Raw genomic sequence first — 11,649 nt, 5'->3', positions numbered from 1 at the left:
TATTAATCTACAACTTTATATTGATTGTTTTTTAGAATAACTCGATATCGCATTCCATTCATACTAAATGGTTTATTCTCACTAACAAAAGAAATGCGGCTATTCTCACTATTCACCACCCCTATTTTTTTTATACCCGCAACATAAGAAATCATAATAACTTTTGGCTTATCCATTGGTTTAACGGGAGTATCCATCAGTTCATTAATTCGTTGCTCCTCGACATCATTATCCATTTCCTTGGTTGCTACAGTTTCTTGACTAGGAGACTCATTTAAAATTTCATTGACCTCTTTTAGTTCTTTTTTTAACTTAGCTAGCGTAATTTGATTTTCAATATGTAATTTTTCTGATTCAAATTGAAGATTTCGTTGCATTAAGTCAACAATATTTTTTTGTTCAATTGATACTTCTTTATTTTCAATGTTTGGTAATTCTATACTTTCTGCTTGCGGATCTGCATAAGCGAACTGTAGGCTTATACCTAATGTTAAAATAGAAAACATTATCTTTTGCATGCAAAAACTCCTGTAACTTTAATATTGTTAACATCTAATTTCTCTATTGATTTAAAAACATAATAATCAATATAAGGTTGACCGTTTAATAAGTAACTAATTTCCAATGGGTTATTTTTAAAAGTCATTTCAAATTTTGCAAATAACAAATTATGGCTATCTGGATACCCTGAACATTTACTTTCTATATTTGACACAGAGGAAGATGGTAATTCATTTAATTTTATCTTTTTTTTCTCGTTATCTTTTGATGAATTGTATGCATAAACATAGTTTATATAGTCATTGCAAGTAGGTACATGCAATTTTGCCTCAGGAGAAGTTATTTTATTTTCCAATCTATTATCAGTATATTTCAATTGTAAATTAGAAAAATCCAAGCTATCTGGGCTAATAATCCCTTCGTAGCGTTCATTGAAAAAAAATTTATCTTGAACATTAAAAATAGCACCAGGCTTTAATTTGTATGAAAATTGACAGTTATCTTCATTACAAGTAAACATATCCTCATTGAAGCCACTTGCTGTAAATGCATAACTACTGAGTAAAATTTGTTTTAATATAATGATAAGATCATCAGCTTGATACCCATGAAACTGAGATAAATAAAAATTTGTAATTTTCTTTTTATCATTGAGAACTAACTGCTGCTGTTGTTTTTCTAATGCCTCTTTTTCTGTTTTTTTATAATGTAAATAATACATTACACCAGAAATGGTGATAATTAATACTATTACAATACTAATGATTAGCATATACTTACTTTTCAATAAGCCATGCTCACGCCAGCCAGAAAGAATATCTTTCATACTAATAACCCTAATATAAGGATAGAATATAAATAATGATTGTGAATATGCTTATACCACAAGCAATTGCCGCTGAAACTTTAATGATTGTATTACGATACTTTTTTTCCTGATTCAAATACTCTTCATAAATTGCATCAAATATATCATCATTAATAACCGTCACATCTAAAGAGCCATATATTGATGTATCTTTTTGACTCAAAATATAGGAGAGCATTCCCTCCGTTATGATTGTATCTATTGGAGAGATTACACAATCATCTTTAATGCATATTAAATAATAATGTGTAATATCACCCTCAACTATAGGAGCATAAAACATGCCATCGCCATAAAGTTCTTTAATATATAAAGCTAATATTTCGTGTAATTTCACTTGCTTAGGAAATAACACTTCCTTCATACCATTACGAGTTTTATACCTAATTTTCCTACATTTTTTTTTGGTTGACTCAAGCCAAAATCGATGCCGATGCTCTTCTGTTTGGCTCGAATCAATCCATATACCACCAATAGTCAGCTTATTCTTTAGTAACTCTGCTAATGTCATGGCTTACTCATTAATTGAAAAGTAATTGTCTATCCCTACAATCATAATAATAGTTGAATTCGCATCTTCACTTTTTAAGATAGCTGATAAAATACCTGCCTTTTGTCCATCAGATTCTGTATTTTCATCATATTTACCAACGATCAGTAAATCACCCGGTTTAATTACAGAAGTATTAAACATTTCCGTTGTTGTATAATTAGGCAGTTGAACATTATCAAATTTTTCTATGCCAATCAGATTTTTACGTGTAAATCCACTAGCAACTTCAATTTTCCCATCAGATAAGGCTCTCGGAGTAATAATAAAACTGCTCCCTGTCACAATTTGATCGGTTGTTAACTGATTCTCAGTAATATCCATATTGGCATTTTTAGTTGAAGTCATGCCAGATACATAATGTTGAGTCTTAGTTAAATTTAGCGGGATTGGCATATTATTACGAGTAATAAAAGACCCACTTTGCAAAATTTTACTTCCAGTTAAATTATAAACAGCGTCAAGTTGTGCGGCTAAGCGAAATTTGGCATTTTCACCACCATGAAAATTTGAATTAGCATTAAGACTTCCAGTTAACTTAGTCAGCAAACTTTGATTAAACCCGACTTGCGTACCACCACTGTTGTAAGAAAAACCCAACTCTGCTTCTAAGTTTTTAGATTTTGACTTGTCGAGTATATAAATTTTATAGCTAACAACAAATTGACGGCTATTTGCTTGTTTGTATTGCTCTAGAACCTTATTGACATGATTGTATTCTGATTGCCTTCCAACAAACGTCAAAATAGATGAGTCTTGAAATATATTATATACCCCTGAAGAGATATATTTATCCATCATATCTTTCACATCTGCCCAGAACGAGGATTTAAATGAGGTTGTTGATTTACCTTTTAATCCGCTAGATGAGGCTGCCTCATTACTTGATATATCTAAACTAGCTTCATAGTTATTATCTGTCCCATAATAATCAAGGTTGATCGCAAAGTTTGAATATAAGTTAACCTCTAGTAAATTATTCTTCTTCAGTTGAATACTTACATCATACAAATTTGATAAATAACCAATAAATTCGTCTAGATTACCTTTAAAATTAATAGTATATACTGTGTTTTTTAATATATCCTCACCAGCCGTAGCTTTCTCAGCCAACTCTTGAGGAGTACTCGCATCAACTTTATAGGTAATTTCCATTTGTTCACCTAACATTTCTAATACGGTATAAATGTTAACAGGTGCATAAGTTGTCAAATTAATTTCTTTATCGAGTACTTTTTTCTGCTGACGATCGTAACTGACTTCTTTTCCTAAATATGATGTACCTAGAGATAAAAATGTCTCTTGTTTGCTACTATCAATATCTTGAAGGTCAGTTACTCTATCAAATAATTCTTTGTCATTATATTTTTCTTCAAAAAAACTACTACATCCTTGAAGCAGTAATGGCAATAGAATATAAACCAATTTACACATTTTCATTGTATTTTCTACTTATCAATTATCAATCACGAGAACATTGTTTTCTTCATAAAACTTCAAATAAAACCCTGCTTTTTGGTAAGACAGTTGTTTACCTAATTTTTCTAAAACTTGTATCCTATCTGTACCATCAATTGTGATCTCATTAAAAATGACAATATCTTTTGGGCTATTCCAAATAAAATCAATGCCATTGAATTTTGTCCACTCTTCAATACTTTGGCTTAAAAGCTCATTTTTCTTTAGTATTAAATGACTCATAACTTCCCGTTGCTCTTCACCCTCTTTTTTATCACCAGTCATTTGTTCTATATTGATATTTTGCTGTTCAGTTTTTGATGAATCAGAAACCGATTTAATTTCTTTCATCGGTTTTAAATTAACCCACCCTTGTTGACCTATTGTTGAGTTAGCAATAGAAGAGAAAGCTAAACTACATAAAATAAACACGCTCATTTTATATTTCATTATATGAATACCTTATTACTAATCATATGAAGTAGAATAATCCCCTTTAATTGAACTGCACCATTCAACTGCCATAATTGATAATGATTTAGGGTTAACATAAGTACTGGAATCCCCGTTCTCTGGATTATTTACACCTAATGATGCACTTATAATCCAAGTCGGTTGAAATGGTGTCGTTGCTGTACCTACAACATAACCGTGTCTAGCCTGTAATACGACGCCTGCCGATAGCCCTACGTGTTTTATTTTGTTTATTCTTGTACTCGACTCGTGAGAGAGGTCAACATCTAAAATATTTTTTTCATCATCAAATACAACTGGCGCCATTGATGAAACTGCGACTGTCAACCTTGGCCATAACCTTACGTCATTAACTACCGGACATAACTTTCTTGGTATAGTAATGACCCCATCCTCTTTGAGATCATCTCCAACATAATTCTCACCAACAATCATACTCTTATTATTGCCTGTAAAACTGTGATAACTTACTTCAGGGACGGTACGATATTCTTTGACTAATTTAGAGCCTTCATAATGACTATCTTCAATAACTACATTAGCGACTAATGTTCCTGCTACTTGATTGCCTTTATTATCTTCTTTGGTGAGTATAAAATTACTGTCATCTAAATATTGAGCATCCGTTATACTGAAGTCTTCGGGTACTTCTTTCAATTCTAAACAAACAGATTTTGCTTTATTTTGAGTATCCCAACATAAAGCAGGCATTTTTTCATTTTTATCTAGAGCGCCACTTGTTAGTACAAGTTTATTTTCATCTTTTGCCATCAAGCAAGGACCATATTGACTATTTTTCGTATTCCAACACAATTTGTCAGTATTAACGGAACCATCTGATTTTAAATATTTCCCTGCTTTACTATTGAAGCTAAAACGTATTCCATAATTATAATTATCATTACTCAAAGCATCAGCATTTAGCGCTAACTCCCCAAACTTGATATTCTTATTATTTCTCTTTAATAACTGCCAATTAGTGTTTTCATTATCTTCTTTTTCTTTAAAAACCATATCTGCTTGAATTAAATATAGAGACTTATCTTTAAATGATTGCATGAAATTATTATATAAATTATCAACATATAAATTTTCTTCTTCTTTCTGTGGGTGGTACATTGCGATAAAATCAGTTCTTTCAATTGTTTTTCTTTTGGTGTCACCAATAAGATCAATTCTTTCTATAGATAAAACAGGCTGTTGACTAATTAAAGGGTCAATTGTACATTTCAAAAATTCTTTTTTTAGTGATAATTCAAGTAGGCTTCCTTGACAAGTTTCATCGGTAAAGTAATTACGTTCACTTCCAATGCCACTTCCCCAATTAAAGTGTAAATTATCATGAGTTAACTCATCTTCAATTTTATAGTTACTCACACGCTTACTGTATTCTGGCTTTTTATTTCCTATTTGAAATAAAGGATTTCGCTTGAGGTTCCCATCTATTGTTTCTAGTTCGTCACTATTAACAAAGTCTATAAAACGATACATTTCATCAACGATTGTATCTGAAATTTGTTGGCGACGGTTATCTTCAATTCTATTAATAATAAAGCGGCTCAATGGAACCATTATCACACCAATAATTCCAAGGACGATAATAACTTCAAGTAATGAATAACCTGCTATTTTACTTTTTTTCATCTTTATTTCTCAAAACCTCTCTAATTAAAGAGAGGTTTTATTAGCGAGTTATTAGTCTCTATTTATTAACGACTACCTAAAATAACTGCGTTAGTTGGCGAATCGACACAAACTGTTGCGATGTCATCTGGCTTAATGTTTTTATTACCATCGGCATGCAATGAGCGCAGGATAGGTGAATCATCTGTTATTTCTACAGCGAGATTTTTTGGTGTTGCAGTCAAGCTACTTGCTCCAGCTGCTGCTACACCGACTTCAACGTAATCCCATAAATTTCCTGATTGGGAAATAACCGCACGGCACTGCTCTTGATTAAGTCCATTTAATTCCACAACAAACCCACGCAGCCCCGTTGCTGGCTGCCCCGTTACTGTCATGGCTCCAGAGATCGCAATAAAGTTATTAGAAATATTATTACGCGCTTCGTCTGTCGAAACTTTGCCTAACTGAACTAAGCGTGCCACAATTGCTGTAGATTCTTTTGCGTCTTTAATTGACTCAAATGTATAGTTCGCAGAATCTGTTCCTGCCTCTGCTGGGTAACCTGGAGCGCGTTGATAAGCTTCTTTAGCTGCAATACGTATTGAGTTTGTATTGCTCACTAAGTCTGAGATTGCACGGCTATCGAATGCACGTTGTGCTAATACGACGACACCTGCTGCAATTGTTCCGACAATGCCTAATACAATGATAATTTCGAGTAATGTCATACCACGCTGATTTTTTACTTCGTGATATTTAGATACTTTTTTTAGGAGTTTCATTTTTAAATTTTGAGTCTGCTGATACACTTTGAACATAGTTATTCCTCAAATATTGATTTGATATATTTTTATAAATTCAATAACATTGATAAATTATATATTATTTAAATTAGTTACTCTCTTTATTAATAGTAACTCTATTTATTACCTTTCAAGATTTTATTTTGTTTATATTAAATGTTTATTGGCCGTATCCTTTTATCACTACCTCTCATTGCAATAATTATTAGTTCAAATTATTTTTCAGTCAACATGGTTTTATTATTATAAATTTAATTGTCGTAATCACCTTGTAATCTTTATTAACTTTTATTTAATATCTTATACATAAAGCATATTTAATATGTATGCACTATTTATCTATTCAGTATATAAAAACACAGAGATTAGGATTATTCCTAATCTATTTTAATTTAATAAGAAATATTCAGTTACATTATTTATGCAAATACTACCGATTAAATATATACAATTAAATAATATTAATATATTTTACTCTTTATTCGGCTAAATACTCCCATTCGGGATAATAAACGTGCTTTGTATATTGCTTATTTATTATCACTTGAGTAATTCTGTTTTTAGTCGAAACACTACTTTTACTACCAATTACCGCTATTACTATCGTTAGTTGTATGGTAAATAGCCCTGATATGAGACTATAAACATGACATATCCAAAATTATCCTTTACTGGCACTTCATTTAGCTCTAATCATGAGTCTACTATTAATTCAAAACCTGCACCAATTGCTAAACAAGATTTGAAAAAGGCAAAATTAATACAAGTTCCTATGATATATATTGATGCATTTGAAAATATTAAAAATGAAGGGTATACCTCCCTCTCCTTCTCTTCATATCTAATCGAAGCGTTAAAAGAAAAAATCATTTGTGATGTCTCTCGATTAGATTCATAGAATTATATTTAACGTTTTAACCTAATAAAAAATCGCGTATTTATTCATGTTCAAATACGCGATTTTTTATTTTTAACTACACTAACAAATAAAATAACCTACTAACTATTCTTACTAATAATTAGTTATCGATAACCTTTTTTATGGTTTGCCGAAGACCAACTGTAAGTTTGGTCACTTGGTATTAATTTATCTTTTTTCTTTTGTGCTCGAAGTTTCTTTGCTTGCTTATCAACTTCAATAGATATTTCGGTAATGATTTGCTTTTTGACTTTATTTTGCTCAGAGTTGGTTAATTCACGGCCAAGTTTTTTTCTTTCTTGCGCCAACTTACTACGAACTTGCATCTTTTGAGTTTCGGTCATCTCTTGGATGGTTAACATCTTCATTATCTCGCCCCTTACTCATATTGAAATACCCAACATCAATATAGCATCATTATACGCCAAAGTACTATTAAGCCTTTTTAATCTTAACATTAAGTGCCAAGTGATAAGATTAGGAGTATAGTTAGCCTTATTGCAACTTTAATGAATACCACAGTTATTATGGAATTAACTCCCTCTTCAAAAAATATTCGGCAATTACTGGCGACTGACAGCACGTTAATTGATGTCAGGGCTCCTATCGAATTTCAACAAGGTTCGATGCCAAGTGCGATTAATATCCCTTTAATGAATGATGATGAACGCAAAGCAGTTGGCACTTGCTATAAACAAGAAGGGTCTCATCAAGCGCTCACATTAGGGCATCAGCTTGTGAGTGGTGAGATAAAAGAAGCACGCTTAGCTGCTTGGAAAGAAGCCTGTCTCAGCCATAAAAGTGGCTATATTTGCTGTGCTAGGGGTGGAATGCGGTCGCATATCGTTCAATCATGGTTAAAAGACATTGGTATTGAATACCCTCTCGTTGCAGGAGGCTACAAAGTATTACGGCAAGCCGCAATTGATGCAATCAATGAATTAACACTACGGCCTATAATTTTAATTGGTGGCTGTACTGGTAATGGCAAAACAACGCTTGTTCATAACTTAGCAAATGGGATTGATTTAGAAGGAATTGCTCATCATCGCGGGTCGTCTTTTGGTCGCACATTACAACCCCAATTTCCTCAAGCCACATTTGAAAATCATTTGGCAGTTATGCTACTGAAAAAAGCAGAACATCATAACCGCTGGGTTTTAGAGGATGAAGGTCGTGCAATTGGTTCTAATAGCCTACCCAGTGTACTCAAAAGTCAAATGGACTCTGCTACTATTGCGGTGGTTGAAGACCCCTTTGATGTACGGCTCGAACGCCTTAAACAGGAATACTTCGACCGTATGACACATGAATTTCTTAATGTATTTGGGGAGGAAAAAGGCTGGCAAGAATACAGCGAATATTTACACCACGGTCTCTTTGCTATTCGTAAGCGTTTAGGTTCACAGCGTGCAATTGAATTAACTCGCTTATTAGATCTTGCTCTTGCAGAACAAAAAGTGACAGGTGACACTCAAGCACACTATTCTTGGTTATGCCCTTTACTCAATGAATATTATGACCCTATGTATCTCTACCAATTAAGCAAAAAACAACAGCGGATTATTTTTCGTGGAACTTATGAAGAAGTTGAATATTGGCTAACGTCTCAGCACTGATTTTAGATCCATATCATACAAATCCCATGCTCAAAACGGTGAAACTGTATAGTTGTCATCTGCTATCTTTTAGCAACAAGTTCAGTTACACCTTGGTAAATGAGCCTTGATGCTAGCGTACCTAGTACTATACCAACCGCTTTTCCTACTATTTTATGAATGCGTGAATACATTCTTCTGACTGACGTCATCGAGAAAGTTTGGCATAAAATGATTCGCCATATTAATGATGCGATGATAATGCCGAACCAAATGACGAGCTTGGTCCATAAAGGAGTAGAAGGTGAAATAGTTGTTGAGAAAATACTCATGAAAAACAAAACTGTTTGCGGATTAGATAAATCAGAAATCACCCCCCGCCTGAAATAAACACCGGAAGGAAAGCTTTCGACAATGTTTTCTGTAGATAAATTAAGCTGCGTCCTATTTTTAAAAACGGTTATGGCATAGTAAAACAGGTATAAACCACCAAGAATTTTGATCAATGAAAATAATGAACCAAATTCAGACATTAGGGTAACTAAACCAAATAGACCTAACCCGGAATAAATCGCATTACCCAATACAACACCATAACCACAAGTTAACCCCGCTTTTTTACCCGAACTTAATGTTGTTTGCACAACAATAAACAGGTTTGCGCCAGGGTTAAAAAAAGTTAAGACAAACAAAAATAGAGTGATAATAATGCTGTGCAAAGGGTCCATAATTTTGTATTCAAAAATTTAGGGATAACCATTATAGACATAAGATTATTAGCAACTCTATTTTAATTTGCATGTTTTCTGAGCTAAATCAGCAAATTTATTTCCTATTATAGACTTAATGACTTTTTACGGTGTAATAACCATTTGTCTAACTCATTTGCAAATTGCTGCCTATCACGTTGATTTAAACTTGCAGGCCCCCCTGTTTGAACGCCACTTGCCCGCATGGTATCCATAAAATCACGTATATTAAGGCGTTCACGGATCGTAGCCTCACTATAACGCTCCCCACGCGGATTCAAGGCAGAAGCTCCTTTTTCCATCACCTCTGCGGCTAACGGTATATCCGCCGTAACAACAAGGTCGCCTACTTGTGCACGTAAGACAATTTCATTATCCGCAACGTCAAAACCTGCAGAAACTTGCAACGTTTTTAAAAACGGTGATGGTGGAACTGTTAAGCGCTGATTGGCAACAAACGTTATTTGCACATTTTCCCTATCCGCCGCACGGTATAAAATTTCCTTAATTACTTTAGGACAAGCATCCGCATCAACCCAAATTACCATTATTGTATCCAGAATAGTCAAAAAATAGGGCTCATGATTATAACAGAGAATAGAAACAACGAGTGTGGATTTATAAGCGAGTCAACTAGAACAGATGAAAACAGGATACAATATTGACAATTTCATCACTATTTTATGTCAGGTTACCCCACCATACTCAGGGTTTTAAAAATAAACGTATTTATTTTCTGTATTGGTGTCTACGCCATCATAATTTTGTTGCGGCCAGTCACAGTGGCCTCTTCTTTTAAGTCTCAGATAGTATATCGACAACAGATAACACCAACCGATAACATTAACTAAAGTAGCTCATTGAACAGCCCGTTATACGTAAAAATAACAGGATAGAGCAACCAATAAAATAAGGTTATCGACTGGTTTACTGACTGTATTTTTAACTTAATGTATGAAAAACTTGTTTAAATTTATCGATATCTTGCTGGGTTGTTGACCAAGCCGTACAAAACCGTACGCACGTTGTTTCCGTTGTGGGGTTACCAATTTTGCTCAGTTGGTAATGCTTTAATAAATTATCAGCAAGGCTGTTTGGTAAAATAACGAAAACTTGGTTTGATTCAACGGGAGCTAAAAACTCAAACCCTTGTTCCTCAAAAAATAAGGCTAACTGAGATGCCATCTCATTCAGGTGATGACCAAGCTCAAAATATAGCTCATTATTAAACAGTGGCTCAAACTGTGCGGCCAATAACCAACCTTTAGCTTGTAATCCCCCTTTTTGCTTGATGCTATAACGAAAATCAGATTTTAATGCTGGGTTCAAAATAACCAGTATTTCCCCCGTTAAAGCCCCTATTTTTGTACCGCCAATGTAGAAAACATCTGTGACTGCAGCAATATCTTCAATGGTTAAATCACTTGCTTTAGACATTAACCCCGATGCAAGACGTGCGCCATCTAAAAAAAGGAGTAACCCATGCTTATCGCAAACCTCACGTAATGCAAGTAACTCATGTTTACGGTAAACGGTGCCTATTTCTGTCGAATTACTGATATACACTAATTTTGGCTGCACACTGTGTTCATCATTATGCTCAGCCAGCACATTCGCAACCAGTGTTGGCGTTAATTTCCCTGATGGTGAGCTCACCGTAATCACCTTATGCCCCGTTGCTTCGATCGCACCAGTTTCATGCGTAGCTACATGCCCACTATCAACAGCGATCACCGCTTGGTGCGGGCGTAAAGCATGGGAGATCACGGTTAAATTGGTAACAGTGCCGCCATTAAAAAAATGAATATCCGCATCAGGTTGTCCAATACGTGCTTTAACTTGCTCAGTGACCCGAGAACAAATTTCATCTGTGCCGTAACCTTTAAAACGTTTTCCTGCTAAGTCATTCAGGGTTTTCATCACTGCTGGATGGGCTATTTCATTGTAATCATTTAAGAAGCTATACATTCATTCACCTATTAATACTGGACAAAACCATTTTATAGCCACTATTTATAGGTGTATCTTATTAATTATTCAACAAAATTTTTATTGGGATGCGTTTCAAGTTGCTTACGTAGCTTTCAATTTTCTGAAGCTAAA

Annotated in this window: 13 protein-coding genes; 2 read left to right on the top strand and 11 right to left on the bottom strand. The window is 33.9% G+C overall.

Annotation, left to right across the window (positions count from 1 at the left end; genetic code table 11):
* Positions 1–2: 2 nt before the first annotated feature.
* From RB151_RS11240 to RB151_RS11210, 7 genes are all read right to left on the bottom strand, one after another.
* Entirely contained in the window at positions 3–518 is a 516-nt protein-coding gene (locus RB151_RS11240; RefSeq protein WP_071548098.1) for a hypothetical protein, read from the bottom strand.
* Positions 506–1,327 carry a hypothetical protein gene (locus tag RB151_RS11235; protein WP_071548097.1) on the bottom strand — a complete coding sequence of 274 codons (822 nt, stop codon included), beginning with the start codon at positions 1,325–1,327 and terminating at the stop codon, positions 506–508. The genes RB151_RS11240 and RB151_RS11235 overlap by 13 nt, the downstream gene beginning before the upstream one ends.
* A gap of 10 nt (positions 1,328–1,337) precedes the next feature.
* Positions 1,338–1,880, bottom strand: coding sequence for a hypothetical protein (locus tag RB151_RS11230; protein ID WP_071548096.1), 543 nt, complete (start codon positions 1,878–1,880; stop codon positions 1,338–1,340).
* A 3-nt stretch (positions 1,881–1,883) separates the two neighbouring features.
* A complete protein-coding gene (locus tag RB151_RS11225; RefSeq protein WP_042843765.1) occupies positions 1,884–3,359 on the bottom strand; it encodes a hypothetical protein in 1,476 nt (491 codons plus the stop codon).
* A gap of 15 nt (positions 3,360–3,374) precedes the next feature.
* On the bottom strand, positions 3,375–3,827 hold the full coding sequence (locus tag RB151_RS11220; protein WP_052219277.1) for a TcpQ domain-containing protein: 453 nt from the start codon (positions 3,825–3,827) through the stop codon (positions 3,375–3,377).
* A gap of 18 nt (positions 3,828–3,845) precedes the next feature.
* Entirely contained in the window at positions 3,846–5,495 is a 1,650-nt protein-coding gene (locus tag RB151_RS11215; RefSeq protein WP_071548095.1) for a prepilin-type N-terminal cleavage/methylation domain-containing protein, read from the bottom strand.
* Positions 5,496–5,560: 65 nt separating this feature from the next.
* Positions 5,561–6,295 (bottom strand): type IV pilus major pilin, encoded by a 735-nt coding sequence (locus RB151_RS11210; protein ID WP_042843767.1) that lies wholly within the window; start codon positions 6,293–6,295, stop codon positions 5,561–5,563.
* Between the two features lie 631 nt (positions 6,296–6,926).
* Between RB151_RS11210 and RB151_RS11205 the strand changes: the two genes are divergently transcribed.
* Positions 6,927–7,178, top strand: a complete 252-nt coding sequence (locus RB151_RS11205; RefSeq protein WP_042843768.1) for a hypothetical protein — start codon at positions 6,927–6,929, stop codon at positions 7,176–7,178.
* Between the two features lie 125 nt (positions 7,179–7,303).
* Here RB151_RS11205 and RB151_RS11200 read toward each other — a convergent pair whose 3' ends face one another.
* Entirely contained in the window at positions 7,304–7,567 is a 264-nt protein-coding gene (locus RB151_RS11200; RefSeq protein WP_042843769.1) for a DUF3811 domain-containing protein, read from the bottom strand.
* 159 nt (positions 7,568–7,726) lie between these two features.
* On the opposite strand from RB151_RS11200, the gene mnmH reads away from it, so the two are divergent.
* On the top strand, positions 7,727–8,818 hold the full coding sequence (mnmH, locus tag RB151_RS11195) for a tRNA 2-selenouridine(34) synthase MnmH (RefSeq protein ID WP_071548847.1): 1,092 nt from the start codon (positions 7,727–7,729) through the stop codon (positions 8,816–8,818).
* Between the two features lie 62 nt (positions 8,819–8,880).
* On the opposite strand, the gene RB151_RS11190 is transcribed toward mnmH, so the two are convergent.
* The 3 genes from RB151_RS11190 to RB151_RS11180 all read right to left on the bottom strand — a co-directional run bounded on the left by RB151_RS11190 (position 8,881) and on the right by RB151_RS11180 (position 11,514).
* Entirely contained in the window at positions 8,881–9,525 is a 645-nt protein-coding gene (locus tag RB151_RS11190) for a LysE family transporter (RefSeq protein ID WP_071548094.1), read from the bottom strand.
* A 107-nt stretch (positions 9,526–9,632) separates the two neighbouring features.
* Positions 9,633–10,094 carry a YaiI/YqxD family protein gene (locus RB151_RS11185; protein WP_042843771.1) on the bottom strand — a complete coding sequence of 154 codons (462 nt, stop codon included), beginning with the start codon at positions 10,092–10,094 and terminating at the stop codon, positions 9,633–9,635.
* 394 nt (positions 10,095–10,488) lie between these two features.
* On the bottom strand, positions 10,489–11,514 hold the full coding sequence (locus RB151_RS11180) for a threonine aldolase family protein (protein WP_042843772.1): 1,026 nt from the start codon (positions 11,512–11,514) through the stop codon (positions 10,489–10,491).
* Between the last annotated feature and the right edge of the window lie 135 nt (positions 11,515–11,649).

The organism is Providencia rettgeri, from assembly GCF_001874625.1.
In the GTDB taxonomy this organism is placed as follows: Bacteria; Pseudomonadota; Gammaproteobacteria; order Enterobacterales; family Enterobacteriaceae; genus Providencia; species Providencia huashanensis.
Note: the sequence above shows the minus strand (reverse complement) of the source record. Positions and strands in the feature narration are given on the sequence as shown.